The sequence below is a fragment of the Corynebacterium lowii genome (genome assembly GCF_001412085.1).
Taxonomy (GTDB): Bacteria; Actinomycetota; Actinomycetes; order Mycobacteriales; family Mycobacteriaceae; genus Corynebacterium; species Corynebacterium lowii.
The window spans coordinates 65,930-90,419 of the sequence record NZ_LKEV01000002.1 but is presented as its reverse complement, the minus strand read 5'-3'; the positions used below and the strand labels follow the sequence as shown (position 1 = coordinate 90,419).

Below are 24,490 nucleotides of genomic sequence, written 5' to 3'. Positions count from 1 at the left end.
CCGCCCACGGCATTGATCGTCAACACGGCTGGTAGCGCGCTCAACGTGCTGCCCCCGGTCATGCTGGCTCGGCTTCCAAGCGAGTGGGGGAGACCTCCGGTTATCTTTTCCATCGAACCGGAGGTTTAGGCAGCATGACTGTTCCCTTCTGGATCTGGGCGGTCACCGGATTGGTGATCCTCGGACTCTTTATCTTTGATTTTTATTCCCACGTGCGCACCCCGCACGAGCCCACCATCAAGGAATCCGCCTGGTGGTCCTTGATCTACGTGGGTATCGCACTGCTCTTTGGCGGCTTCGTCTATGTGGTGTGGGATCACCAGCACGGCATGGAATACCTCACGGGTTACGTCACGGAGAAGGCCCTTTCCGTGGATAACCTCTTTGTGTTCGCCCTCATCATGGGTGCCTTCCAGATTCCTCGGAAGTACCAGCAAAAGGTGCTGCTCATCGGTATCGCCCTGGCCTTGATATTCCGCCTGGTATTCATCTTGCTGGGTGCTTCGATCATCAATGCGTGGTCGGACGTGTTCTATCTCTTCGGTATCTTCCTGCTGGTAACCGCGGCGCGCATGATTATTGCCGAGGTCCGCGATCTCCCGGAGAAGGACCCCCAGGACATGCTGGTGATTCGCCTGGTGCGCAAGGTGGTGCCGGTGACGGAGACCTACGAGTCCGATCACCTCACGATCAAGAAGGACGGCAAGCGCCACTTCACTCCGCTCATGGTGGCCCTGGTGGCCATCGGCATGGTCGATGTGATGTTCGCCCTCGATTCCATTCCGGCCATCTACGGCGTGACCCAGGAGGCCTACCTGGTATTCACTACCAACGCCTTCTCCCTGCTGGGCCTGCGCCAGCTCTACTTCCTGCTCGATGGCCTACTGGATCGCCTGGGCTACCTCTCCTATGGCCTTTCGATCATTCTGGCCTTCATCGGCGTGAAGCTGGTATTCCATGCTCTGCATGAAAATAACCTGCCCTTTATCAATGGCGGCGAGTCCGTGCACGGCGTCCCGGAGATCAGCACGGAGACCTCCCTGCTGGTGATCGTGGGCGTGCTGACCATCACGGTGATCGCTTCCCTGTGGAAGAACAAGAAGGATGCGGCTGCGGGGGCACCTGCCGATAGCTAGGGAGTACAGTGATGGGCGTGAGTGCATCGACGGCGAGCGGCGGGTCCCCCGCGCAGGCTCCTTCTAACTGGAATCTGCCTAACTTTTTGACCTGCCTGCGCATCGTTTTCGTCCCTGTTTTCGTTTGGCTGGTGTTGCGCGCGGATAATACTCATACCGGCTGGATGTGGGCGGCTTTCGGCGTTTTTGCCGCGTTGATGCTCACGGACAAACTCGATGGCGATATTGCCCGTTCCAGGGGGTTGGTTACGGACTTCGGCAAGATTGCCGATCCCATCGCTGATAAGGCCCTGATGATTAGTGCCCTGGTGTGCCTGAATATCACCGGGGCCATGCCCGTATGGATCACCGTGGTGATCGTGGTGCGGGAGCTGGGAATTACCCTCTGGCGCATGGTGCTCCTGCGCCGGGGGAAGGTGGTTCCCGCGAGCCGAGGCGGAAAGATCAAGACCGTTCTGCAATCCCTGGGCGTGGCCTTGTATCTCTGCCCGTTGCCGGAGTGGATGACGTGGCCCACGCACCTGGTGATGGGGGCCGCCGTGGCGGTCACCGTGGTCACCGGCGTGCAGTATATTCTCGATGCTCAGCGCCAGCCTGCAACGCTGGAACCGCCCGCAGAGCCCTCGGCATCCGCAGACCGCTCGGCGCGATGAAGCGGGCCGATGCAGGATAACGCGGTGGCCCGCGACGTCGTGGAGTGCTTAACGCGACGGGGCGAGACGGTGGCCTTTTGCGAATCGCTCACTGCCGGTTTGACCAGTGCCACCCTCGCGGAGATACCGGGGGCCTCGGCGGTATTGCGCGGCGGCCTGGTGGTGTATGCCACGGAGTTGAAATCTGCGCTTGCCGGTGTGTCGCCAGAGATTCTTGAAGAACACGGCCCGGTGGCTGAGGCCACGGCGCTGCACATGGCTCGGGGAACCGCGCTGCGTCTGGGTGCGACCTGGGCGGTATCGCTGACGGGAGTGGCGGGCCCCGATTCCCAGGACGGTCACTCCGTGGGGGAAGTGTGGCTGGGGTATTGGGGGCCGGGTTTATGGAAGGCTCGATGCCTGCATCTTTCCGGCGATCGCGCGGAGATACGCGAGAAATCGGTGCGCCGGGCGTTGGCGGGGCTGTTAGACCTCGCACAGAGATAGCCGCTCAGGGAGGCGGCTTGGCTGGGTTGCCCCGCGCGGCAAAAAGAGGGCGAAACCGAGGGGGCTAGGCCTCGGTCGGGGCGCTCTCGGTGAGGTTCCCTGTGGCCAGTTCCTCCGCGACGTCGCTCAGCGCCATCGAGCCAGCGGCCTCAATGAGGACGTCGGCCACGCTCACGCCTAGGGCGTGGCACACGGAGGCCAGCAGCTCGGAGGAGACCTCTTTGCGCCCGCGTTCCAGTTCGGAGATGTATCCGGGGGAAACGCGTGCGGTCTCTGCGAGTTCGCGCAGCGTGATGCGCTGTTCGGCGCGGAAGGCGCGCAGCGCCTCGCCCAGGGCCTCACGCAGGAGCGGTTCCGGGCGCGGCGGGGTGCGGCGCCCGGAGATGGGGCGAGTATCCAAAAGAGCGGTGTGTGTACTCATCACATTGTTTAACTCTCTGCGTGAGTGTTTTGTTCCCGGTGTTTCTCAGCAGCAGTGCGCACTGGGGCACGGGCGCACTGGGACACGGGCACGCTGGGGCACGGGCGCATAAACGCGGTACCATGCACACTGACTACTCATAAGGAGGAACTTACGATGGCAAACCCGTTTAGCAAGGCATGGAAGTACCTCATGGCGCTCTTTGATAACAAGATTGAGGAGAACGCCGATCCCAAGGTGCAGATCCAGCAGGCGATGGAGGAGGCTCAGAAGCAGCACCAGGAGCTCTCTCGCCAGGCCGCAGCGGTGATTGGTAATCAGCGTCAGTTAGAGATGCAGTTGAACCGCCGCTTGGAGGAGATCGAGAAGCTCCAGAGCAATACCAAGCAGGCTCTTCAACTTGCCGATCAAGCCCGCGCTCAGGGCGATGAGAAGAAGGCCGTGGAATACGAAAACGCCGCGGAGGCCTTTGCCGCTCAGTTAGTTACTGCGGAGCAGTCCGTGGAGGATACCAAGCAGCTCCACGACCAGGCCATTAAGCAGGCACAGCAGGCCAAGGCCGCCGTGGAGCGCAACTCCGCGAAGCTCCAGCAACAGGTGGCCGAGCGCTCCAAGCTGCTCAGCCAGCTGGAGCAGGCCAAGATGCAGGAGAAGGTGGCGGAATCGGTGAAATCCATGAACGCCCTCACTTCCGGTTCCACGCCCAACCTGGATCAGGTGCGCGATAAGATCGAGCGCCGTTATGCCAACGCCCTGGGGCAGGCGGAGCTGGCGGAAAACTCCGTGGAGGCCCGCATGGCCGAGGTGCAGCAGGCCGGTATCCAGATGGCGGGGCACTCCCGCCTGGAGCAGATTCGCCAGGAAATGAATGGCGGCCAGTCCTCCCAGGCGAAGGAGTTGAACTCCGGTGCTCCCGCGTCCTCCCCGGTAGACGATGCGGTGGCTCAGCGCATGCGGGAACTGCGCGGCGAGGCCTAAGCCTGCTTATCGACGCCCCCGCTAGCACCCCTATCATCGCCTGCTCCGCGCGCCCACAGGGCCTCCGCGATGAGTTGGGCACGGCGTAAGGAACGAATGAGCACGGGGGTGAGGAAGGCCCGCGCGCTCCACGAGGCTCCGCGAGCCTTACGCGCCTCAAGAACCTCGCTCACGGTGCTCATTTGCACCGGAATCATGCGCAGGGTGAGGGAGAGCGCCAAAGAAAAACGCTCGGCGGGGAACCCCCAGCGCTCCAAGGGGGAGAAGGCGCGCTCTAAGCCCTCCATGAGTTCCGCGATTGTGGTGGTGAGGGTGAGCAAACAGGCTGCCATGATGGAGGCCATCAGGGTAATAACCACGGTGGCCGCGTGCGCCAGGCCGTTTTGCCACCACTGAAAAGCACCCAGGAAGAGCAGAATCGGTAGCGGGGGCCAGAACTGCGCCCAGGCAATGCCAAGGGGAATACGCGCCAGTGCGTAGCCCAGAACGCAGGGCAGCGTGTAGAGGATGGCGGCGAACGGGGAGGATACCGCGATGGCCCCCACGAGCACGTACCCCAGCACGAGAAAGAGCTTGAGGCCCACGCTGGCCCGGTGCAGGGGGGAGCGCCCAGGAACGTAGGTTCCCAGGGGGAAGGCTCCGGTTGCGCCTGCTGCCCGCGGTGTTTTCATCGCTCGGCCTCAATGCGGGAAATATAGGCCTCAATCACGGGGGCGGGTTCGCCATCATCGACGATTCGCCCGCCATCAATGCACAGCACGCGGTCAAAGTCACGCAGGAGGTCGAGGTCATGGGTGACCACGATGAGTTGCTGTTCCAAGGCGGCAAAGCGCTGTTGAATACGGCGTCGGTTGCGCAGATCGAGCAGCGTGGTGGGCTCATCGGCCACGACGATGCGCGGCTGGCCGATGAGTACGGAGGTTAACGCGAGGAGTTGCTTCTGCCCGCCGGAGAGCACGTGGGGGGACTTTTCCTCATGCCCGCCGAGTCCCATGCTGGCGAGGGCTTCCTCGGCGCGGGCCGCGCGCTCTTTTTTGCTCAGTTCCTTGCGCTTACGCAGGGAAAAGGCCACATCATCGCGCACATTGGGCATGATGATCTGGTTATCGGCATCGGAGAAGATAAAGCCCACCAGTTCGCGCACTCGCTTGCCTTGTTGCTGCACGTCGTGGCCATCCACCAATACGCGGCCCTCGCTCGGGGTGGCAAGGCCGTTGATGGTGCGGGCCAGGGTGGACTTTCCCGAACCATTAGCCCCGATGATCCCAATGCGATGCTCGGTGAGGGTGGCGTTGATATTGCGCAGAATGGCTCCCGCGCCATAATCAACGGTGACGCCCTCAAAAACGATCTCAGGCATGGGAGGTACCGGGGCGAAGTAGTTGCGGAAGCGCCGCGTGGATCGCTACCGCAGCGGCGACGGCGACGAGGATCTTGAGGGCGTCGATAAGCACGAAGGAACCCTGGGCCGCGATGGCGGCGCCGAGGCTCATATCCGCGCGCACGATGAGTCCGATGGTTCCGCAGAGGTATTGGGAAAAGAGCGCCACGATGGCCGCGATGCTGAAAACGAGGTAGCGATTACCGCGCAGATAATAAGCGAGGAATCCGGCAAGCGCGGTGGAGACGATATAGCCGATGATATATCCCACCGTGGGGCCGGAGAGGGCCTGGGGGATACTGCGGCCACCGGCGAGAACGGGCAGGACGATACCCAGGGCGAAGAAGATGGCAACGGTGATGAGGCCGCGGCGCGGGCCGAGAACGAGCCCGGCGAGAATGAAAGCGGCGTTTTGCAAAACGATGGGTACACCCGCGCTGCCCACGGGGATGGAGACGAAGGCCAAGACTATGATGAGCGCGGCAAAAACGGCGGACAGGGAGAGATCTGTGAGAGAGCGTAGAGCTGGATTCATGCTAGAGAATCTACCTTGAACGGTGTTTAATTGAGGTATCCGGGGGTGTTGGGGGAGTATCGAACGATTGCCATTCGAACATGCGTGCGTGTATGTTCGAAAGTGTCACGCCGCCGGTTTAGGGTGGGTGCTAACCGCAGCACGGGGAACCGGAAGGGCCTCGCTGGGGTCTAAAACAGGAACACAATAACTCATTAAGGGAAGAACATGGCTGCAAAGAAAAAGACCACTGGCAACGCTTCCGCCAAAGGAGGTGCCGAGGACCGTCAAAAGGCTCTCGACGCCGCCCTGGCGATGATTGAAAAGGACTTCGGCAAGGGCGCGGTGATGCGCCTGGGCGAGGATAAGCGCCCTCCGGTGCGCGCCATTTCCTCGGGAAATACCGCCATCGACGTGGCCCTGGGCATCGGTGGCTTCCCGCGCGGGCGCATCGTGGAGATTTATGGCCCAGAGTCCTCGGGTAAGACCACCGTGGCTCTCCACGCTATTGCTTCGGCTCAGAAGGAAGGGGGCATTGCCGCCTTTATCGACGCCGAGCACGCCCTTGACCCCGATTACGCCCGCAAACTGGGGGTGGATACCGATGCGTTGCTGGTTTCCCAGCCCGATACCGGCGAGCAGGCCCTGGAAATCGCGGATATGCTGGTGCGCTCCGGCGCCATTGACATCATCGTGGTGGACTCCGTGGCGGCCCTAACCCCCAAGGCCGAAATTGAGGGAGAGATGGGCGATAGTCACGTGGGCCTGCAAGCGCGCCTGATGAGCCAGGCGCTGCGTAAGATGACGGGCGCGCTGTATAACTCCGGTACCACCGCCATCTTTATTAACCAGCTCCGCGAGAAGATCGGCGTGATGTTTGGTTCCCCCGAGACCACCACGGGCGGTAAGGCCCTGAAGTTCTATGCCTCCGTGCGCTGCGATGTGCGCCGTATCCAGACGCTCAAGGATGGCCAAGATGCCGTGGGTAACCGCACCAAAATCAAGATCGTGAAGAACAAGATGTCCCCGCCCTTCAAGATCGCTGAGTTCGACATTATCTATGGCGAGGGCATCTCCCGGGAATCCTCCCTTATTGATATGGGCGTGGATAACGGAATCATTAAAAAGTCCGGCTCCTGGTTTACCTATGAGGGAGATCAGTTGGGCCAGGGCAAGGAGAAGGTGCGCCTGAGCTTGAAGGAGAACACCGCCCTGGCCGATGAGATCGAGCAGAAAATCCTAGCCAAACTGGGAGTGGGTAAGTACGCCAACCAGGAGGCCCAGGACGGCGATGAACTCAGTGATGATCCGGTGGACGTGGTGCCCAACGTGGACTTTGACGATGAGGATTAATGGCTAACCAGGAAGAAACCCTTGAGCGCCTGCGCGCAGCTATTGCCAACTATCAACCGCAGGGATTCTTCGATGCGGAGGCTGAGAAAGCAAAGGCCAAGGTGCGCGAGCGTGCCCTGGGGTTGTTAGACCACCGGGCGCGGTCCCGCCAGGAACTTCAGCAACGTTTGCTCAAGGCCGAATATGATCCGGCCTTGGTGACCGAGGTTCTCGATGATCTCCAAGGGGCCGGGCTGCTCGATGATGCCGCCTTTGCTCAGGAGTGGGTGCGGCAACGTTCCCGGAGAAGAGGGAAGTCCACGCGGGTTTTAGCACGCGAACTCCAAGAAAAAGGAGTGGCGGAGCAGGATCGCCGCGAGGCTTTGGAACAGATCAGCCATGAGGATGAGCGCGCCACCGCTCGTGCCTTTGCGGAAAAGAAGGCCCGGAGCATTAAGGCCGTGCCGGAAAGTTACGAGGAGCGTCAAAAGGATTTACGCCGCGTGGTGGGGGTATTGGCGCGGCGTGGTTTTTCCGAGGGCATGTCCCTGGCCCTGGCCCGCGAGGCGCTTGACGAGCGCTATCAGGTGCTTGGGGGATAACGGTGCCGGATAAACCGGGTTTGGGTTCTCACCGGCCCTCCGCACTAGAATGTGGCACCGTGATGCAGCAAGAAACCCACCCCCGCACCTATGAGGTCAAGACCTTCGGGTGCCAGATGAACGTGCACGATTCCGAGCGCCTCTCCGGTCTTTTGGAGGAAGCCGGGTATGTGCCCGCCGCCACGGATACCCAGGCGGATTTGGTGGTGTTTAATACCTGCGCGGTGCGCGAAAACGCGGATAACCGCTTGTACGGCTCCCTGGGCCAGCTCAAAAGAGTGAAAGACCAGCACCCAGGCATGCAGATTGCCGTGGGGGGTTGCTTGGCTCAAAAAGACCGCTCCACCGTGGTGGACAAGGCTCCCTGGGTGGACGTGGTTTTTGGTACCCACAACATCGGATCCCTTCCGGCCTTGCTGGATCGCGCGCAGCATAATGACCGCGCCGAGGTGGAGATCGTGGAGGCGCTAGAGGAGTTCCCCTCGGTGCTCCCGGCCAAGCGCGAATCCGCCTATGCGGGGTGGGTATCTATCTCCGTGGGCTGCAATAACACCTGTACTTTCTGTATCGTTCCCTCGCTGCGTGGCAAGGAGGCCGATCGCCGCCCCGGTGACATCCTGGCGGAGGTGCAGGCGCTCGTCGATCAGGGCGTGACGGAGGTGACACTTCTGGGTCAGAACGTCAATGCCTATGGCGTGCACTTTGCTGATCCCGAGCTAGAGCGAGATCGCTCGGCCTTCTCCAAGCTGCTGCGCGCCTGTGGCTCCATCGAGGGGCTAGAGCGTGTGCGTTTCACCAGCCCGCACCCGGCGGAGTTCACCTCCGATGTGATCGACGCTATGGCGGAAACCCCCAATGTGTGCCCGCAACTGCACATGCCGCTGCAATCCGGTTCTGATGCCGTATTGAAGGCCATGCGCCGTTCTTATCGCACCAAGAAGTTCCTGGGGATTCTTGAGGAGGTGCGCACTAAGATTCCGCACGCGGCGATCACCACGGACATCATCGTGGGTTTCCCCGGTGAGACGGAGGAGGATTTTCAGGCCACGCTGGATGTGGTGGAAAAGGCCCGCTTTAGTTCCGCCTTTACCTTCCAGTATTCCCCGCGCCCCGGAACACCGGCGGCCGAGATGGGAAAGCAGGTGCCCAAGGAGGTTGTGCAGGAGCGCTACGAGCGCCTGATCGCCCTCCAAGAGCGCATCAGCGCCGAGGATAATGCCGCTTTGGTGGGCACCCAGGTGGAACTCATCGTGCAGGATCAGGCGGGACGCAAGAACCACCGCACGCAGCGCATGTCCGGGCGCGCCCGCGATGGTCGCCTGGTGCACTTCGATCCCACCGGGGCCGCGGAGTCTATTCGCCCCGGTGACGTGGTACACGTGACCATCACGGATTCCACCCCGTTCTTTTTGATCGCGGATTCCGGGGTGGCGCAGCACCGCCGCACCCGAGCCGGAGATATGGCCGAGATGGGACGCACCCCCACCACGGCTCCGGTGGGAGTGGGCTTGGGCATGCCGGGTCTGCGTCCTCGGGCTTAGTACTGGCATAGCGTGGGCCTAACGTCGGCATAACACGGCCCCAAAGCGGGCCGATCAACGCTTTATTCATCGAGGCAGGAAGCACCGAGGCAGGAAAACATGGCGGAAGAACAAAAGCAGCACTCGGCGGCAGAATTGGCCGCGTTGGAACGCAAGGCGGCTGCAAAGCTATGGCTGGGTACCCCCGGTTATGTGCTGCTGGGTGTCTTTATCTTCTACGTGGTTTCTCTCTTTTTGCCACAGGTCACGGGGGTGAGCGGTTTTGAGGTGCTGGTGCATAGCGATGCCGCCTCGGCGGCCGGGGTGAAGGTCACCGAGTACGTCTTTAGCACCTGCGCCTTCTTAGGCGTGGGAGTATTCACCGCGCTCACCCTTACCCTGCGCCGCACGGCCTTTGCCCTCATCGCGTGGATGTTTAGCACCGTGGCCCTGGTGGAGGCTCTGCTGGCGTTGTGGCTCCGCCAGACTCGTCCGGGGGCAGAGGCCGCCACGAGTGCGGGGCCGGGAATGTATCTGGCCATCGCCTCGGTGATCGCTGCCGTGGTGGTGTACTCCATGATCGCGCTGAGCCGTTCCCCGGAGCAGGAAAAAATTGCTCAGCAGCGCGCCCGCACGGAGGATTTCGATGAGGTGGGCTATGTGCAGCGCGCGGCGCTCATCAAGCAACAGCGCCGTGGGGAAGAGGATAATCCCTTGCTTCTCGACGACCGCCGTGCCCGCGCCGCGCAGCGTGCGGCCCGGAATAAAAAGGCGGAATAAAAAGCTAGAGAAAATCCCTTGTGCGGGCTCAGAACTACGGGCCACACAAGGGATTTTTCTTGACTTAGCGATTCTCCACGGCCTGTGCCGCAGCGTTGGCCCACTCGGCCCACTGCGCGGCCTGGGCGCGCAGTTGTTCGGCGCGCTTTTCATCTCCCTTGGCGGCGGCCTGTTCGGCCTGCGCGGTGAAGTCATCCACCTTGGCCTGGAACTGAGCCGCCCGAGCCTGGGCCGCGGGGTCGGTGCGGCGCCACTTGTTATCGGCGGCCTCCTTCACGGAGCGTTCCACGGCGGCGATCTTGTCCTCGTACTCGCGCACCTGGCCGCGGGGCACATAGCCGATCTGCTCCCACTTTTCTTGCAGCTCCGCGAGTTTATCGCGGGCGGCTTCGAGGTTTTCCTCGGGATTGATCTGGGAGCGGTACTCCTCTAATAGTGCGTCCTTAGCGGCGGCGTTATCGGCGTATTCGCGGTCGCGGGCGTTATTGGCTGCGGTGCGAGCGTCAAAGAAGTGATCCTGGGCGCTGCGGAACTGCTCCCAGAGGGCATCGTCGGTTTCGCGGGGTGCGCGCCCGATGGTTTTCCATTCCTTCATCAAATCGCGGAAGGCGCGGGCGGTCTCGGCCCAGTCGGTAGAGTCCTGGAGAGCGCGGGCGCGCTCCACCAGTTCTTCCTTGGAGCGCTTAGCCTGGGCGCGGGCGCGATCGAGGTCGGCAAAGTGGGAGCCACGGCGGCGGTTGAAGGAATCGCGGGCGCGAGAGTAGCGCTTCCAGAGCTTATCGTCCGTCTTGCGGTCTACGCCCTGGATGGTTTTCCATTCTTCAAGAATCGCGTGAATACGATCGCCGGCGGCTTTCCACTCGGTAGAGTTGGCGGCGATCTCCTCGGCCTCGGCGGCGAGCTTTTCCTTGGCGGCGATGCCTTCTGCGCGGCGGCGTTGCTTTTCCTGGGCCACCTGTGCCTGCGCGGTATCGGAGTTGGTAATGATGCCCGCGAGGCGGGTATCCAGGGCGTCGAGGTTGCCAATGACCTTGGCAGTGTCGAGCTGGCTGCGAATCTCCTGGGCCTGTGAGCGGATGGCGCTGGCGTCCTCGGGGTGAAGGCGCAGGCGTGATTCCAGCAGGGAGACCTCGGTGGAGAGATCGTCATAGCGGGCACCAAAGTGGGCCAGTCCCTCCTCGGGGGAGCCGGCCTTGTACTGACCTATGCACCGTTCGCCATCGCCGGTGCGCACCCATGCGGTGCCATCGGCTTCCACTCGGCCCCATTGCGCGGGATTATTGGGCGCAGGTTGCGCGGCAGGGGCCTGGGCTGCGGGCCGCAGGCCGGGGGCAGGCTTCTTCTTAGCTAGCTGTGCCGGGCTGGGGGCGGGCTGATTAGTCATAACGGAAAGCACGTCCTTTGTTCGAGTTCTTGCGCCGCGCTGAGCGCGACCATCACGCATCGCAACTATCAAATGTACAGGCCCGACCCCTGCGAGTCATGAGGAACCCGTTAATCTATCTCACGTGACAGCGAAAGTATTGGTGATGCCCGGAAGCCCAGCTCTCGTCGCAGAGCTGGCTCCCCGCGATGAGGCGGCGTGGCGGCTGCGCGCCCTGGTGCGTCGGAGCGCGGATAAGTACCCGGATCTTCCCATTCACCTGGTAGGAAGCCGCGATGATCGCTGGTTCACCGCCCATGAGGGGAGCTTTCGCGCCTGGGGTGCCCCGGGGATTCAGGTTGGTGGCGGGCACTATTTACCGGAGTTGGTGATGCGCTATGTGCTCAATTCTCGTGCAGAGATCACACAGGTAAGGGAACGCGTGGGTACCCCCGAAGAGGGGGTACTCACGGTGGTGGCGGTGGATGGTTCCGCGGGTTTAACCCCCCGCGCCCCGCTTTCGCTTATCGACGCCGCGACGCACGCCGATCAGTGGTGCCGCGATCTGCTGGCGGGGCGTCGCCAAGCAACAGAACATGGGGGCATGGATAGTGAGGCCTTGAAAGCCGCGGGCGTCATCGAGCCGGAACTGTGGTGCGAGTTAGCGGCTCTGAGCCCCCAGCGCGCGTGCTTGGTCGATGCCGATGCCACCGCCGGGGTGGGGCGCTACGTAGCGGAGTGGGAACTATGAGCGCACCGACGCCCATTGCGGTGGTGGGTCCCACGGCCTCGGGGAAGTCCGCCCTGGGCCTGTCGCTGGCGCATCACCTGGGCGGTGAGGTGGTCAACGTGGATTCCATGCAGCTCTACCGGGGCATGGATATTGGCACGGCCAAGCTCAGCGTGGCGGAGCGCGAGGGGATACCGCACCATCAACTCGACGTCTGGGAGGTTACGGAGGCGGCTTCGGTGGCGCGGTATCAAAGCGCTGCGGTGGCAGACGTGGAGGATATTCGCGCTCGCGGTAAAACCCCTATCTTGGTGGGCGGCTCCATGCTCTATGCGCAGTCCCTGCTCGATGATTGGCAGTTTCCCCCCACCGATCCCGCCACTCGCCAACGCTGGCAGGAGCGTTTAGAGGAGATCGGGGTAGAGGCCCTACACGCGGAGTTGGCGCAGATAGACCCCCAGGCCGCCGAGATTATCGAGGACCAAGACCCCCGCCGCACCGTGCGTGCCCTAGAGGTCATCGAACTCACCGGGAAGCCCTATCAGGCCAGCCAGCCGCCGATCGGAGCCCCGCCGCGCTGGAATACCCGCATTATCGGGCTGCGCACCGAGGCCGAGTGGCTCAACCCACGCATCGCCGCGCGCACCCAGGCGATGTTTGATTCCGGCCTGATAGAAGAGGTGAAGGCCCTGGTGGAGGAGAAGGGGCTGCGCCGCGACTCCACGGCGGGGCGCGCCATCGGCTATGCCCAGGTACTCGACGCCCTGGCCGGGGAGATGAGCTGGGAGGAAGCCCGGGAACGCACCACGATGGGCACGCGGCGCTATGTGCGCCGTCAGCGGGCCTGGTTCCGCCGCGATCCGCGCATCCACTGGATCGAGGCCTCCGGGGATACCTTTGCCCAAGCGCTAGAGTGGTTGGGGTGAATACTCAAGAAGGTTTGTTTTATGCCAAGGGCCACGGAACGGGTAATGATTTCATCATTATCCCCGACGAGGAGGGGGCCATCGAGCTCAGCCCCGAGCGGGTGGCGCGCTTGAGCGATCGTCACAAGGGCTTAGGGGCCGATGGCATCTTGCGCGTGGTGCGCCGCGAGGGCCTGTGGTTCATGGATTATCGCAACGCCGATGGCTCCATTGCCGAGATGTGCGGCAATGGCGTGCGGGTTTTTGCCCACTGGCTCTATTCCCGGGGCCTGGTGGAATCCTCGCGCTTTATCGTGGATACTCGCGCCGGACAGCGCGAGGTAGAGGTACACGAGGCTACGCAGACGCACGCCACGGTATCGGTGAACATGGGTCCGGTGCAGGTGGAGGGACTTTCCACCGCGCAGATGGGCCAGCAGAAGTTCGCGGGCCTGGGCATTAACGTGGGCAACCCGCACCTGGCGGCGGTGATTCCGGGCCTGGACGCGCAGGGATTGCGCCAATGGCCGTTGAGCCAACCGGAGTGGGATACGGAGTTCTTCCCCGAGGGCGTCAACGTGGAGGTGCTTACCCCCCTGGTAGACGGCGCGGTGAATATGCGCGTGTGGGAACGCGGGGTGGGCGAAACTCTTTCCTGCGGCACCGGTACCGTGGCGGCGGCCACGGCCGCGCTTGCCGACGCCGCCCAGACTTCCGGGGAGGTCACCGTGCGGATTCCCGGCGGCGAGGTGACCGTGCGCATCAAGGAGGACCACGCCACGCTCACCGGCCCCTCCGAGATCGTGGCGGTGGGGCACACCAGCCTGTGAGTTAGTGGCCCCCGCAGCCGCAGGAACCGCCGCCTCCACCGCAGCAGCCGCCACCCACCGGCCCCTTGATGGAGGCCACGAGCATGACTTTCCCTGCGATTACCTGATCGCGCTGGGGGAGTTCGGGGGCGTCGGGAAGGCAGAGGTCAAAGGGGAAGGGGCCATCCACGGTGGCGTGGATGAAGCGCTGGCCGGTCAGCCCGGCGGTGCGGTACTCGGCCTCTAGTACGCGGGCGGAGAACTGCGCGGAGGCATCCGGGGCGGTGGCTCCCGTTCCCGCGGCCACGTGCTGCGCGCCCTCGGAGATCATCATGCCGAGCACCTCCCCGGTGGCGTTTTCATACTCAACCGCCGAGGGATAAACCGCTGTATCAATGCTCAGCGCGGTCACGGCGAGGGGCTGGAACTGCTGCTGGCCGTCCTCGGCCAAGAGCGGACCCTGGGCGAGATTGCAGGTGACGGTGGATAGGGAATTGCCCAGGGGATCGACGATCTCGCACAGGGCTACGACATCGCTGAGCATGTCCACGTGGGCGTAGGTTTGAGTGACGGAATCAAAGCCCGCGAAGGTGGCAAAGGGCTCCACCGCCAAGATATTGATTTGGGCGCCGGAGCGATCCGAGAACTGGATGAGTTGGCCCCCGCGCACCTCCCCGGTCACCGTCAAGGAGTTGGAGGCGATGGCGGCCTCCACGGCCTCCTGCCACGTGGAAAAACCCAGGCCGATGCTTGCAAGATCCGTGCTCATGGCTCAAACTCTAGTCCCCCAAGGCAAATGTGAGTCAATGGGTGGTCACGTGCGAGAATAAGGGGCGATGAAAAACCCAATGGATTCCACCGATTCCCACGATGACCTCCTGGCACAGGCCTTTGCCGGCTCCGGTGCCGATGGCGGGGCGTCGATAAGCGGGGATGAGCCCACCGTGGGCGACCTGGATCTCTCCGAGCGCAACTCCCTGCGCCGAGTAAACCGCCAGACCACCATTCACGCCGAGGAACAGGCCGATGGTTACGAGGTGGAGTACCGCAAACTGCGCCTGGAGCGCGTGATCCTGGTGGGGGTGTGGACGCAGGGCACCCTGGCCGAGGTAGAGGCCACCATGAACGAGCTGGCGGCCCTGGCCGAAACCGCGGGCGCCGAGGTCGTAGAAATGCTTTACCAACGCCGCGATAAGCCCGATTCCGGCACTTATGTGGGTTCTGGCAAGGTGGAGGAACTGCGCGATATTGTGGCCGCCACCGGCGCGGACACCGTGATCTGCGATGGTGAACTCAACCCCGGCCAGTTGGTGGCCCTGGAAAATGCCCTGAACACCAAGGTCATTGACCGCACCATGCTGATCTTGGACATCTTTGCCCAGCATGCCAAGTCTAAGGAGGGCAAGGCGCAGGTATCCCTGGCCCAGATGGAATACCTCATTACCCGCGTGCGCGGTTGGGGCGGCAACCTCTCACGCCAGGCGGGCGGGCGCGCCGGGTCCAATGGCGGCGTGGGTCTGCGCGGCCCCGGTGAGACCAAGATCGAGGCCGATCGCCGCCGCCTGCGTGCCGATATGGCCCGCCTGCGCAAGGAACTGGCCGCGATGAAAACCTCCCGCGAGATCAAGCGCTCGCGGCGCAGCGCCTCGCTCACCCCCAAGATTGCCATTGCCGGGTACACCAACGCCGGGAAGTCCTCGCTAATCAACGCCCTGACCGGCGCGGGCGTGTTGGTGGAGGACGCGCTTTTTGCCACCCTGGACCCCACCACCCGCAAGGCGCAGTTGGCCGATGGCCGCTCCATCATCTTCACCGATACCGTGGGCTTCGTGCGTCACCTGCCCACGCAGTTGGTGGAGGCCTTCAAGTCCACCCTGGAGGAGGTGCTTGACGCCGACCTCATGCTGCACGTGGTGGACGGTTCCGATCCCTTCCCGCTCAAGCAGATTCAGGCCGTCAATCACGTGATTGCGGACATCGTGAAAGAAACCGGCACCCCGGCACCCCCGGAGGTGATCGTGGTGAACAAGGTGGATATTGCCGATTCTCTGGCTCTGGCGGAATTGCGCCACGTGATCGAGGACGTGGTATTCGTCTCCGCCGCCACGGGGGAGGGCATCGGGGAGCTGGAATCGCGCATCGAACTCTTCCTCAACACCCTCGATAGCCACGTGCTCTTGGAGGTGCCCTTTACCAGGGGAGATGTGGTTTCCCGCGTGCATGAGTTCGGCACCATTTTGGGCGAGGAATACACCGATTCCGGCACCCGTCTTGACGTGCGCCTGCCCCGGCAATTGGCCGAGGAATTGCGTGAGTTTGAGGTGGCTGTGGGGCCGCACGAGACCGCCGAGGAACGGCCATGATGAAGTGGGCCGTCCACGGCGACGGTAAGAAGATCGCCCCCGGAGCGGTGGTGGCCCCGGAGGAACGCCTGAGCTGGCCGCGCACCATCGGCATCGGTATGCAGCACGTGATAGCGATGTTCGGCGCCACGCTCTTGGTGCCCACGATCACGGGTTTTCCGGTGAATACCACGCTGCTCTTCTCCGGGCTGGGCACCATGTTATTCCTGCTGCTCACCCGCAACCGTCTGCCGAGCTACCTGGGTAGTTCCTTTGCCTTCATCGCACCGCTGACCGCCACCCAGGGCGAGGGGATTGCGGTGCAGCTCGGCGGGGTCATGGCCGCAGGCCTCGTCTTGGTGGCGGTGGGCGTGGCCGTCAAGGCGGCGGGCAGGGGCATTATCGACGCCGTGATGCCGCCCGCCGTGACCGGGGCCATCGTGGCACTCATCGGGCTTAATCTCGCTCCCACGGCGGCGGATAACTTTGCCTCCCAGCCTCTTGTGGCCGCCGTAACCCTGTTCAGCATCATGGTCTTTACGGTGGCTGGGCGCGGCATGTTCTCCCGCCTGGGTATCCTCGCGGGCGTGCTGGTGGGCTGGGTCTTTGCGGCTATGACGGGCAATGTCGCAGCCGAGGCCCGCGAGGCCATCTCCCAGGCGGCCTGGGTGGGGATACCGCAGTTCCACAGTCCGGAGTTCCGCCTTTCGGCGGTACTGCTCGCGCTGCCGGTGGTGATCGTGCTCATTGCGGAGAACGTGGGCCACGTCAAGGCGGTATCAGCCATGACCGGGCGCGATCTCGACGATCTCGCCGGGGAGGCTTTGCTTGCCGACGGCCTCGCCACCACCCTTGCCGGAGGGTTCGGCGGTTCGGGCACTACCACGTATGCGGAGAACGTGGGCGTGATGGCTGCCACGCGGGTCTATTCCACCGCCGCTTATTGGGTGGCGGCTGTCACCGCCGTGGTCTTGGCCTTCATCCCTAAGTTCGGGGCGTTGATTTTCAGCATTCCCACCGGGGTATTGGGCGGGGCGACCTTGGTGCTCTACGGTCTCATTGGCATGCTGGGGGTGCGCATTTGGCTGGATAACCAGGTGAGTTTCCACGATCCGGTAAATCTCACCGCCGTTGCCGTGGCCCTGGTGGCCGGTATCGGTAACCTCACCCTTTCCGTTGGCTCCGTGGAGCTAGAGGGCATTGCTTGGGGCAGCGCCGGAATCATCGTGTGTTATCCCGTGTTGCGTTGGCTTTATACCCACCTGGGGGAGGGTAAACAATTGGCCTCGCGCTGAAACCAGAGCCCCAGCCAGAGTCTCAGAGCCAGGGGCAGCGTTAGTCAGCGCGGCGTCGGCGGCCAATAAAAAAGCAGGTACCGGCGGTACCTGCTTAGCAAGGGGGATTCTTACTCGGAATCCAGATCCTTTTCGATGAGAGCGGCGATCTTCTCCACGGCGTCGGCGTTCTCGGAGGTGACGGTGACCTGATCGCCCTTCTCGGCGCCCAGGGCCATAATCATCAGAGAGGAAGCCGCATCGGTCTCGTCATCCTCATCGCTGCCTACCAGGGTGAGGAAGATGTCCTCATCGTATTCTCCGGCGGCGTCCGCGATGATGGAGGCGGGACGGGCGTGCAGCCCCACGGCAGAACCAACGGTGACGGTCTTAGAGGCCATGATTGTCCTTTCTTCCGCGCTCGGTGGCACGGTGAGAGTAAGAAATGCTCGTTAATACATTTTAGGCGTGCGCGGTCTGCGGTGCCAGGTTCGCGGCCTGTTCCACCGCTTTATTGGGCCACGCCATCTTGATAAGAACCACCGCGAGGGTGGATACCACCACGCCCGCCACGAGGGCGAGGAGCCACCCCAGGGCCGGAGAGATCGCGGGGAGCACGAAGATACCTCCGTGAGGGGCATTAGCGGTCACGCCCAGGGACATGCTCAGCGCTCCGGTGACCGCGCCACCGGCCATCATCGAGGGGATCACGCGCAGCGGATCGGCGGCGGCGAAGGGGATGGCGCCCTCGGAGACGAAGGAGAGGCCCAAGAGCCAGGAGGACTTGCCATTTTCCTCCTCGGCCGGGGTGAACAGGCTCGGGCGCAGGAAGGTGGCCAGGGAAAGCGCGATGGGTGGAACCATTCCCGCCGCCATCACGGCGGCCATGATCTTCATGGAGGAATCATCGCCGGTGGAAAGCCCCGCCGTGGCAAAGAGGTAGGCCGCCTTGTTCACGGGGCCGCCGAGGTCAAAGCACATCATCAGGCCGAGGATGATGCCCAGGAGCACGGCGGAGGAGCCGGACATGGAGTTGAGCCAGTCTTGCAGGCCCGTCATGATGGCCTCCAGCGGACGGCCGAGCACCAGGAACATGGTCAGCCCCACGACCATCGAGGTCAGCAGCGGGATAATCACCACGGGCATGAGCGAGGCCACCCAACGGGGTACCTTCCAGGAACCCACCCACATGGCAAAGAGACCGGCGAGAATACCTGTGACGAGGCCGCCGATGAAGCCCGCACCCAGGAACACGGAGATAGCGCCGCCCACAAAACCGGGGGCGATACCGGGGCGATTAGCCAGGGCGTAGGCGATATAGCCCGAAAGGGCGGCTACCACGAAGTCCATAGCGAGCTTGCCCGTGGCAAAGAGCACGGCGGCGAGGTAGAGGGAAAGGCCGGAACGCTCAAAGTCCACCAGCTGACCGCCAATGAGCATGACCTGATCGGGCAGGTTGTTCAGGGAGAACTGCGTGGCGAGTATCTGCCAGTAGTTGCCCACCTGCTCGCCGCCGAGCATGAAGCCCAGGGCCAGCAGCAACCCACCGGCGGCCACGAAGGGCACCATGTAGGAAACGCCGGTCATCACGGCTTGCTGGATGCGCTTGCCCCAACCCAGCCCCTTGCCCTCCTCGGGGCCAGTGGCCTCGGAGGCGGCAGAGGAACCACCGGCTACGCGGCGGGCGTTGGGGTTTTTCGCGGCGGCGATGGCCTCGTCAATCATCACACCGGGCTCGTTGATGGCGCGCTTGACCCCGGATTCGATCACGGGCTTGCCCGCAAAGCGCTCCCGATCTTTCACGCCCACGTCGGTGGCAAAGATAACGGCGTCGGCGGCCTCAATGGTGGTGGCGGGGAGGGGAGTAACGGCTGAGGAACCTTGAGGTTCCACGGTGAGTTCGACGTCGGAGCGGCCCTCGGCGGTTTGGGTGAGGGCGTCGGCAGCCATGTAGGTGTGCGCGATGCCGGTGGGACAGGCGGTGATGGCGACCACGCGGGTGGGGCCGGAGGTGTTTTCTTCCGCCGCCGGGGCTGAAGCTACAGCCTCAGCCTTCTTCTTCGGTGCGGCATTGACCACTCCGAGGACGAGTTCCACGATCTCCTCGGCGGTGGCGGCCCCGCGCAGTCCTTCCAGGAAGTCCTTGCGTACCAGGGCGCGGGCGAGTTTGGAGAGAATCTTGAGGTGTTCCTTGCCACCGCCTGCGGGGGCGGCGATGAGAAAGACCAGGGAGGCCTCCCCATCGGGGCCGGAGAAGTCCACGGGGCGGCTCAGGCGGGCAAAGGCCAAGGTGGGTTCGGTGACGGCCTCGGAGCGGCAGTGGGGAATGGCCACGCCACCGGGTACACCGGTGCCGGCCTTTTCCTCCCTGGCGCGGGGCATCGGCGGCGAGCACGGTGGCGTCGGTAGCCCGGCCGGTGGCGGCGACGAGGGCGGCGAGGTGTTCGATGACGGCGGCGGGATCACCGCCATAATCGACGTCCAGACCAACGAGGTCGGTGGTAATGATCGGGGATGTCATAGGAAAATCCTTAGCAGATATGTATTTGTAGGCTAGAGAGATTCGGCGGTGGGCTCGATCGCCGTGACGTGAGTGTCTGCGATATTGACCTGATCCGGGCGCGGCAGGGTAGTGCCCGGGAGGCTGGCGGCTGCGCTGCCGTAGGCCACGGCGCGGCGCAGGCACTCGGCGGGGGTAGTGCCCTCGGCGTCGGCAAGCATGTACCCGGCTAGGGAACTATCCCCGGCGCCCACGGTAGAGACCACGGAGATCGGCGGCGGCGTGGCCTTCCAGGCTCCCTCGCCGGTAACCAGAATGGCCCCGGCTCCACCGAGGGTCACCAGCACGGATTCGACCCCTTGGGTCACGATGGTGCGCGCGGCCTCTACGGTGGGGCCGAAGTTACCCTGCTCGGCCTGGGCCTCTAGTTGCTCGCCATCGGTGCCCACCAGTTGCCCCAGTTCCAGCCCATTGGGCTTGATGAGGTGAGGGGTGGAGTGCTGGAAGCTCTCACCCAGGGCGATCATGGCGGCGTCGGAGGTATCCACGGCGATGCGCGCGTGCGGAACCGCTGTGCGCAGGGTTGCCACGAGGTCCCCGTACCACCCCACCGGCACACCGGGGGGCAGGGAACCGGAGAGCGAGATCCACTGCGCGCCCTCGCGCTGGGCGGCGGCTACGAGTTCGCGGGTGAGTTCCTCGCGGAGCTCCTCGCTGATCTGGGGGCCGGGACCGTTGAGCTTGGTGGTGGTGCCGTCGGGTTGAGTAACGGTGGTGTTGGTACGCACTCGTTCATCCATCTCGATGGCCTGGAAGGGGATGGCGGCCTGGGTGGCTAGTTCCACGAAAGGATCGCGGGAGGAGGCTGGGAAGAGCGCCAGGGTGGGGTGCCCGGCGAGGTGTGCGGCGTGAGCGACGTTGACTCCCTTTCCGCCGGCCACCCGAGTAATGTCCGTGAGTCTATGCACGGAGCCGGGGGCGAGGGGTTCGGAGAGCGTCAATGTGGTGTCTACGCTGGGGTTAGGGGTGAAGGTGAGGATCACGGAGATTCCTTGGGGATAGATGGGGGACAGTACGGGGACAGGCTCGACAGGTAGAGACGAACGTCACTATTGATGTTTGATTATGTCTTAATTCTTTCTTTCGATGGGGGAAAGTCAAGAGATCAGATGTTTGTTTGGGTGGGATATGCGAGTGTTCGGGCACGTTGCTGTGGCATGGTGCGCGTTTTCCCGGCTAGAGTGGGGCGCATGACCGAAGGTTCTGGAAATAACGCTTCTGACCACCTCATCGCCAAGGGGACCGGTGTGGTCGCGGGCATCGCCTATGCGGACGTTGTTTGGGTTCGCCCGCGCCCCGAACTTCCCACCAGCGGCCACACCATTGCGGAGGAGGACCGCGATGGTGAATATGAGCGGTTCGTGAGCGCCGCGGATACGGTAGCCGAGCGCCTTGATCGGCGCGCCGAAAACGCCGAAGGCCCCGCCGCCGAGGTGCTGGCCGCCACGGCGGGCATGGTGCGTGACCGCGGATGGCGCAAGGCGGTGCGTAAGAATATCCGATCGGGCACGGACGCTCCCTATGCCGTGGTAGAGGCCACGGCCAAGTTCGTGGCTATGTTTAACGCCGCAGGCGGGGTCATGGCCGAGCGCACCACGGATTTGAAGGACATCCGCGATCGCGTGATTGCGCAGCTGCGGGGTGAGGAAGAACCGGGTCTGCCCGCCATCGACGGCGAGGCGGTGCTCTTTGCTGATGATCTTTCCCCGGCCGATACCGCCGCGCTCGACATCGACCACTACCGCGGCTTGGTCACCGAATTAGGCGGCCCCACCAGCCACACGGCGATTATCGCCCGCCAGCTGAACCTGCCCTGCATCGTCGCCGCAGGTTCGTCCATCCGCGAGTTCCAGGCGGGGCAAAAGTGCTTATCGACGGCTCCCTGGGCACCGTGCGCAGCGGTGCCGATCCGGTGGAGTCCGCCCGCATGGTCAAAGAATCTCAGGAGCGCGCCGCCAAGATTGCCCAGTGGACCGGCCCGGCCCGCACTAAGGACGATCACCGGGTGCAGCTTTTGGCCAATGTGCAGGACGCGAACGCGGCGCGCATTGCCTCGGAAACCCAGGCCGAGGGCATTGGCCTTTATCGCACGGAGATGAGCTTCCTCTCCGCTACCGAGGAGCCCTCGGTGGAGGAGCAGGCGGCGCTGTATGGCAAGGTCTTTGCGGCCTTCCCCGAGTCCAAGGTGGTGGTGCGCACCCTGGATGCCGGCTCCGATAAGCCCATTGCCTACGCCAACATGAGCGAGGAAGAAAACCCTGCCCTGGGCGTGCGCGGCCTGCGCATCGCCCGCGATAACGAGGCCCTGCTCACCCGCCAGCTCGATGCGATTGCGCAGGCCGCGCAGGGGCGTGGCGACCAGGCTCCCACGTGGGTGATGGCCCCGATGGTTTCCACCGCGCGTGAGGCCGAGTGGTTTGCCTCCCTGTGTAAGGAGCGCGGCCTGACTCCGGGCGCGATGATTGAGGTTCCGGCGGCGGCGCTCATGGCCGATAAGATCATGCCGCACCTGGATTTCGTGTCCATCGGTACCAACGATCTCACCCAGTACACGATGGCCGCCGATCGCCTTTCCTCCCAGCTGGCTTACCTCACCGATCCCTGGCAGCCCGCCGTGCTCCGCCTTATTCAGCACACCTGCGTGGTGGGCCGCGATACCAACACCGCCGTGGGCGTATGTGGCGAGGCCGCCGCCGATCCGCTGCTTGCCTGCGTGCTCACCGGGCTGGGCGTGAACTCCCTTTCCGCTGCGTCCACCGCCGTGGCCGGGGTGGGTGCGCAGCTCGCGGAGGTCACTTTGGAGCAGTGTCAGTCTGCTGCCGACGCCGCCCTGGCCTCCGAGGGTGCCTCCGAAGCCCGCGATGCCGTGCCTGCGGTGCTGGCCGTATAATTCTGGCCTCAGCGCGGGACGTGTGCAGGTGGGGTTTGGCGTGGGTGGGGGCGCTAGGAGGCGAGAACCACCTGCACATCTCGATCCCGAAGGCTCTGCACATAGGATTCGGGGGCATTGGCATCGGTAATCACCACGTCAATATCGCCAATGGCGGCGAAACTCACTAGGTAGTCGTTGCCGATTTTGCTGGAATCGCACAGCACTACCACGCGGCGGGCATTGGTGACCATCGCGGATTTGATAGCGGCCTCCTGGGCATCTGCGGTGGAAAGGCCGTGATCGAGGGTGAGTGCATTGGTGCCGATGAAGGCCACATCGGCGCGCATGAGGGCGAGGGTGCGCAGCGCGGTATCGCCCACTACCGCTTGGGTGATCGCACGCACCGATCCGCCGAGTAGTTGAATCTCACTGAGGCCCTTATTGGCCATCGTCAGTGCGATGGGCAGGCTATTGGTGACGATGGGCCACTGGTGCGCCTGGGGGGCATCGGCGATGAGGTCTGCGAGGGCGGTGACGGTGGTGCCGGCATCGAGGAAGAGGCTGCCGCCGGGGGTATCCGGGAGGAAGTTGAGTGCCGCGCGGGCGATGGCAGATTTAGCCGTGGGGGCGGAACGCAAACGGGCATCAAGGGAAAGCTCGGTGGTTTGGAATGACTGGGTGGCGACGGCCCCTCCATGTACGCGGTGCACGATGCCATCTCGATCCAAAACCGCGAGGTCACGGCGGATGGTTTCTGCCGTGACGTTGAACTTGCGGGAAAGGTCCGTCACGTTCACCCTGCCTTCCACGGCAGTTTGTGCGGCGATCTGACGCCGGCGTTCCTCTGCGTACATGACGGTATTTCCTTTCCAATCGGACATATCCGGGATACGGAACTCTGTTCAGCCTCCATCTTTCCATAAAAAGCACACATTCTTTTGTGGTTTTAGTTGAGCTAGTGTGGGCTCGGATTGAAAGGGGAGGTCAGAAAGTGGGAAAGGGGAGGGGGATATGCGCAGATTCCCCTCTTATGGGGGTGATTTTCCTACAGTTTTCGCATCACCGATACCACTTTGCCCATGATGTGCGCATGGGTGCCGTCGATGGGGTCAAAGGCCTCGTTGTGGGGAAGTAGCCATACTCCCGTGGAGTCTCGGTGAAACTCCTTAACCGTGGCCTCCCCCTCAATGAGAGCGGCTACGAACTCTCCTTCCTCCGCTACGGGCTGGGAACGCACCACGATCCAATCACCGTGCAGGATTCCCGCGTCGCGCATGGATTCCCCGGAGACCTTGAGCATGTAGAGATCCCCGTCGCCCACCACCTCGCTGGGAAGAGGAAAATAATCATCCACATTTTCCTCGGCAAGAATGGGGGAACCTGCCGCTATGCTGCCCACGATGGGCACGTAGGAGGTGGCGGCGGCCTGCGGCGGGGTATCGGCGGGGGGCTGTGTGGCCTTGGGGGCGGAGGAACGCGGCGCGGGGCTATCACCGGGCAGGTGACGCACGTCCACAGCGCGCGGCTTATTGGGATCGCGCCGGAGAAAGCCCTTTTTCTCCAGCTCTTTTAGCTGGTAAGCCACGGAGGAGGTGGACTGTAGTCCTGCGGCATCACCGATTTCTCGAATGCTCGGCGGGTAGCCGCGCAGTACAACGGCATCGCGGATGACCTCCAAGATGCGCCGCTGCCGCGGAGAAAGCGCGGAGAGGTCGGGGGTATCGGCGTTGCTTCCCGTGCGGTTGGACGAGCGTGGCATGAAAAACTCCTTCGCTGTGCGGTTCCAATGCACTTCACTCTACACAACCGGGCAGGGTATTTGGGACTGGTGT

Annotated in this window: 23 protein-coding genes and 2 pseudogenes; 14 read left to right on the top strand and 11 right to left on the bottom strand. The window is 63.3% G+C overall.

Going from position 1 to position 24,490, the window contains the following annotated elements; translation table 11 throughout:
• Positions 1 to 134: 134 nt before the first annotated feature.
• Genes Clow_RS03780 through Clow_RS03770 form a run of 3 tightly spaced genes read left to right on the top strand, consistent with a single transcriptional unit; the run spans position 135 to position 2,275 of the window.
• Complete coding sequence (locus Clow_RS03780) at positions 135 to 1,136, top strand: TerC family protein (RefSeq protein ID WP_055176579.1); 1,002 nt, start codon at positions 135 to 137, stop codon at positions 1,134 to 1,136.
• Between the two features lie 11 nt (positions 1,137 to 1,147).
• Complete coding sequence (pgsA, locus tag Clow_RS03775; protein ID WP_055176576.1) at positions 1,148 to 1,789, top strand: CDP-diacylglycerol--glycerol-3-phosphate 3-phosphatidyltransferase; 642 nt, start codon at positions 1,148 to 1,150, stop codon at positions 1,787 to 1,789.
• Between the two features lie 9 nt (positions 1,790 to 1,798).
• Complete coding sequence (locus Clow_RS03770; RefSeq protein ID WP_055176572.1) at positions 1,799 to 2,275, top strand: CinA family protein; 477 nt, start codon at positions 1,799 to 1,801, stop codon at positions 2,273 to 2,275.
• Between the two features lie 64 nt (positions 2,276 to 2,339).
• Here Clow_RS03770 and Clow_RS03765 read toward each other — a convergent pair whose 3' ends face one another.
• The gene (locus tag Clow_RS03765) at positions 2,340 to 2,696 is read right to left on the bottom strand and encodes a helix-turn-helix domain-containing protein (protein ID WP_055176568.1); all 357 of its coding nucleotides are present in this window, start codon (positions 2,694 to 2,696) and stop codon (positions 2,340 to 2,342) included.
• 156 nt (positions 2,697 to 2,852) lie between these two features.
• On the opposite strand from Clow_RS03765, the gene Clow_RS03760 reads away from it, so the two are divergent.
• Positions 2,853 to 3,674 (top strand): PspA/IM30 family protein, encoded by an 822-nt coding sequence (locus Clow_RS03760; RefSeq protein ID WP_055176565.1) that lies wholly within the window; start codon positions 2,853 to 2,855, stop codon positions 3,672 to 3,674.
• Here Clow_RS03760 and Clow_RS03755 read toward each other — a convergent pair.
• From Clow_RS03755 to Clow_RS03745, 3 genes are read right to left on the bottom strand one after another with little or no spacing between them, the layout of a single operon-like run.
• Entirely contained in the window at positions 3,671 to 4,345 is a 675-nt protein-coding gene (locus Clow_RS03755) for an energy-coupling factor transporter transmembrane component T family protein (protein ID WP_055176560.1), read from the bottom strand. The genes Clow_RS03760 and Clow_RS03755 overlap by 4 nt on opposite strands.
• Entirely contained in the window at positions 4,342 to 5,034 is a 693-nt protein-coding gene (locus tag Clow_RS03750; protein ID WP_055176557.1) for an energy-coupling factor ABC transporter ATP-binding protein, read from the bottom strand. The genes Clow_RS03755 and Clow_RS03750 overlap by 4 nt, the downstream gene beginning before the upstream one ends.
• Positions 5,027 to 5,590 (bottom strand): biotin transporter BioY, encoded by a 564-nt coding sequence (locus tag Clow_RS03745; protein WP_055176554.1) that lies wholly within the window; start codon positions 5,588 to 5,590, stop codon positions 5,027 to 5,029. Before Clow_RS03745 ends, Clow_RS03750 begins: the two co-directional genes overlap by 8 nt.
• Positions 5,591 to 5,797: 207 nt before the next feature.
• Here Clow_RS03745 and recA point away from each other — a divergent pair, with 207 nt between their 5' ends.
• From recA to Clow_RS03725, 4 genes are all read left to right on the top strand, one after another.
• On the top strand, positions 5,798 to 6,922 hold the full coding sequence (recA, locus tag Clow_RS03740) for a recombinase RecA (protein ID WP_055176551.1): 1,125 nt from the start codon (positions 5,798 to 5,800) through the stop codon (positions 6,920 to 6,922).
• A complete protein-coding gene (recX, locus tag Clow_RS03735; RefSeq protein ID WP_055176549.1) occupies positions 6,922 to 7,503 on the top strand; it encodes a recombination regulator RecX in 582 nt (193 codons plus the stop codon). The genes recA and recX overlap by 1 nt, the downstream gene beginning before the upstream one ends.
• A gap of 62 nt (positions 7,504 to 7,565) precedes the next feature.
• Positions 7,566 to 9,044: a tRNA (N6-isopentenyl adenosine(37)-C2)-methylthiotransferase MiaB gene (gene miaB / locus Clow_RS03730; protein ID WP_055177518.1), complete on the top strand. Its 1,479-nt coding sequence runs from the start codon at positions 7,566 to 7,568 to the stop codon at positions 9,042 to 9,044.
• 99 nt (positions 9,045 to 9,143) lie between these two features.
• Positions 9,144 to 9,803 (top strand): Rv2732c family membrane protein, encoded by a 660-nt coding sequence (locus tag Clow_RS03725; protein ID WP_055176546.1) that lies wholly within the window; start codon positions 9,144 to 9,146, stop codon positions 9,801 to 9,803.
• Positions 9,804 to 9,867: 64 nt separating this feature from the next.
• On the opposite strand, the gene Clow_RS03720 is transcribed toward Clow_RS03725, so the two are convergent.
• On the bottom strand, positions 9,868 to 11,187 hold the full coding sequence (locus Clow_RS03720; protein WP_055176543.1) for a DUF349 domain-containing protein: 1,320 nt from the start codon (positions 11,185 to 11,187) through the stop codon (positions 9,868 to 9,870).
• A gap of 145 nt (positions 11,188 to 11,332) precedes the next feature.
• Between Clow_RS03720 and Clow_RS03715 the strand changes: the two genes are divergently transcribed.
• Genes Clow_RS03715 through dapF form a run of 3 tightly spaced genes read left to right on the top strand, consistent with a single transcriptional unit; the run spans position 11,333 to position 13,631 of the window.
• Entirely contained in the window at positions 11,333 to 11,917 is a 585-nt protein-coding gene (locus tag Clow_RS03715; RefSeq protein ID WP_055176540.1) for a hypothetical protein, read from the top strand.
• Entirely contained in the window at positions 11,914 to 12,822 is a 909-nt protein-coding gene (miaA, locus tag Clow_RS03710) for a tRNA (adenosine(37)-N6)-dimethylallyltransferase MiaA (protein WP_055176536.1), read from the top strand. Before Clow_RS03715 ends, miaA begins: the two co-directional genes overlap by 4 nt.
• A gap of 14 nt (positions 12,823 to 12,836) precedes the next feature.
• Positions 12,837 to 13,631 carry a diaminopimelate epimerase gene (dapF, locus tag Clow_RS03705; protein ID WP_055177516.1) on the top strand — a complete coding sequence of 265 codons (795 nt, stop codon included), beginning with the start codon at positions 12,837 to 12,839 and terminating at the stop codon, positions 13,629 to 13,631.
• A gap of 1 nt (position 13,632) precedes the next feature.
• On the opposite strand, the gene Clow_RS03700 is transcribed toward dapF, so the two are convergent.
• Positions 13,633 to 14,379, bottom strand: coding sequence for a hypothetical protein (locus Clow_RS03700; RefSeq protein ID WP_055176533.1), 747 nt, complete (start codon positions 14,377 to 14,379; stop codon positions 13,633 to 13,635).
• 79 nt (positions 14,380 to 14,458) lie between these two features.
• Between Clow_RS03700 and hflX the strand changes: the two genes are divergently transcribed.
• Both hflX and Clow_RS03690 read left to right on the top strand, forming a co-directional pair.
• Positions 14,459 to 15,973, top strand: a complete 1,515-nt coding sequence (gene hflX / locus Clow_RS03695; protein WP_055176530.1) for a GTPase HflX — start codon at positions 14,459 to 14,461, stop codon at positions 15,971 to 15,973.
• Positions 15,973 to 17,247, top strand: coding sequence for a uracil-xanthine permease family protein (locus tag Clow_RS03690; protein WP_156334675.1), 1,275 nt, complete (start codon positions 15,973 to 15,975; stop codon positions 17,245 to 17,247). The genes hflX and Clow_RS03690 overlap by 1 nt, the downstream gene beginning before the upstream one ends.
• 110 nt (positions 17,248 to 17,357) lie before the next feature.
• Here the strand turns inward: Clow_RS03690 and Clow_RS03685 are convergent, their stop codons facing one another.
• The 3 genes and pseudogenes from Clow_RS03685 to Clow_RS03675 all read right to left on the bottom strand — a co-directional run bounded on the left by Clow_RS03685 (position 17,358) and on the right by Clow_RS03675 (position 20,769).
• Positions 17,358 to 17,627, bottom strand: a complete 270-nt coding sequence (locus Clow_RS03685) for an HPr family phosphocarrier protein (protein WP_055176524.1) — start codon at positions 17,625 to 17,627, stop codon at positions 17,358 to 17,360.
• Between the two features lie 61 nt (positions 17,628 to 17,688).
• Positions 17,689 to 19,747 (bottom strand): annotated as a pseudogene (locus Clow_RS03680) (PTS fructose transporter subunit IIABC).
• 32 nt (positions 19,748 to 19,779) lie between these two features.
• Positions 19,780 to 20,769 (bottom strand): 1-phosphofructokinase family hexose kinase, encoded by a 990-nt coding sequence (locus tag Clow_RS03675; protein WP_055176521.1) that lies wholly within the window; start codon positions 20,767 to 20,769, stop codon positions 19,780 to 19,782.
• A gap of 207 nt (positions 20,770 to 20,976) precedes the next feature.
• Between Clow_RS03675 and ptsP the strand changes: the two are divergent.
• Positions 20,977 to 22,676 (top strand): annotated as a pseudogene (gene ptsP / locus Clow_RS03670) (phosphoenolpyruvate--protein phosphotransferase).
• 53 nt (positions 22,677 to 22,729) lie between these two features.
• On the opposite strand, the gene Clow_RS03665 reads toward ptsP, so the two are convergent.
• Positions 22,730 to 23,512 carry a DeoR/GlpR family DNA-binding transcription regulator gene (locus tag Clow_RS03665; RefSeq protein ID WP_055176519.1) on the bottom strand — a complete coding sequence of 261 codons (783 nt, stop codon included), beginning with the start codon at positions 23,510 to 23,512 and terminating at the stop codon, positions 22,730 to 22,732.
• Positions 23,513 to 23,703: 191 nt separating this feature from the next.
• On the bottom strand, positions 23,704 to 24,417 hold the full coding sequence (gene lexA / locus Clow_RS03660) for a transcriptional repressor LexA (RefSeq protein WP_055176516.1): 714 nt from the start codon (positions 24,415 to 24,417) through the stop codon (positions 23,704 to 23,706).
• Positions 24,418 to 24,490: the final 73 nt, after the last annotated feature.

Coding starts and splice junctions, on each gene's coding strand:
- Clow_RS03780 (WP_055176579.1), top strand. CDS start 135: ATGACTGTTCCCTTCTGGATCTGGGCGGTCACCGGATTGGTGATCCTC.
- pgsA (WP_055176576.1), top strand. CDS start 1,148: ATGGGCGTGAGTGCATCGACGGCGAGCGGCGGGTCCCCCGCGCAGGCT.
- Clow_RS03770 (WP_055176572.1), top strand. CDS start 1,799: ATGCAGGATAACGCGGTGGCCCGCGACGTCGTGGAGTGCTTAACGCGA.
- Clow_RS03765 (WP_055176568.1), bottom strand. CDS start 2,696: ATGAGTACACACACCGCTCTTTTGGATACTCGCCCCATCTCCGGGCGC.
- Clow_RS03760 (WP_055176565.1), top strand. CDS start 2,853: ATGGCAAACCCGTTTAGCAAGGCATGGAAGTACCTCATGGCGCTCTTT.
- Clow_RS03755 (WP_055176560.1), bottom strand. CDS start 4,345: ATGAAAACACCGCGGGCAGCAGGCGCAACCGGAGCCTTCCCCCTGGGA.
- Clow_RS03750 (WP_055176557.1), bottom strand. CDS start 5,034: ATGCCTGAGATCGTTTTTGAGGGCGTCACCGTTGATTATGGCGCGGGA.
- Clow_RS03745 (WP_055176554.1), bottom strand. CDS start 5,590: ATGAATCCAGCTCTACGCTCTCTCACAGATCTCTCCCTGTCCGCCGTT.
- recA (WP_055176551.1), top strand. CDS start 5,798: ATGGCTGCAAAGAAAAAGACCACTGGCAACGCTTCCGCCAAAGGAGGT.
- recX (WP_055176549.1), top strand. CDS start 6,922: ATGGCTAACCAGGAAGAAACCCTTGAGCGCCTGCGCGCAGCTATTGCC.
- miaB (WP_055177518.1), top strand. CDS start 7,566: ATGCAGCAAGAAACCCACCCCCGCACCTATGAGGTCAAGACCTTCGGG.
- Clow_RS03725 (WP_055176546.1), top strand. CDS start 9,144: ATGGCGGAAGAACAAAAGCAGCACTCGGCGGCAGAATTGGCCGCGTTG.
- Clow_RS03720 (WP_055176543.1), bottom strand. CDS start 11,187: ATGACTAATCAGCCCGCCCCCAGCCCGGCACAGCTAGCTAAGAAGAAG.
- Clow_RS03715 (WP_055176540.1), top strand. CDS start 11,333: ATGCCCGGAAGCCCAGCTCTCGTCGCAGAGCTGGCTCCCCGCGATGAG.
- miaA (WP_055176536.1), top strand. CDS start 11,914: ATGAGCGCACCGACGCCCATTGCGGTGGTGGGTCCCACGGCCTCGGGG.
- Clow_RS03700 (WP_055176533.1), bottom strand. CDS start 14,379: ATGAGCACGGATCTTGCAAGCATCGGCCTGGGTTTTTCCACGTGGCAG.
- hflX (WP_055176530.1), top strand. CDS start 14,459: ATGGATTCCACCGATTCCCACGATGACCTCCTGGCACAGGCCTTTGCC.
- Clow_RS03690 (WP_156334675.1), top strand. CDS start 15,973: ATGAAGTGGGCCGTCCACGGCGACGGTAAGAAGATCGCCCCCGGAGCG.
- Clow_RS03685 (WP_055176524.1), bottom strand. CDS start 17,627: ATGGCCTCTAAGACCGTCACCGTTGGTTCTGCCGTGGGGCTGCACGCC.
- Clow_RS03665 (WP_055176519.1), bottom strand. CDS start 23,512: ATGTACGCAGAGGAACGCCGGCGTCAGATCGCCGCACAAACTGCCGTG.
- lexA (WP_055176516.1), bottom strand. CDS start 24,417: ATGCCACGCTCGTCCAACCGCACGGGAAGCAACGCCGATACCCCCGAC.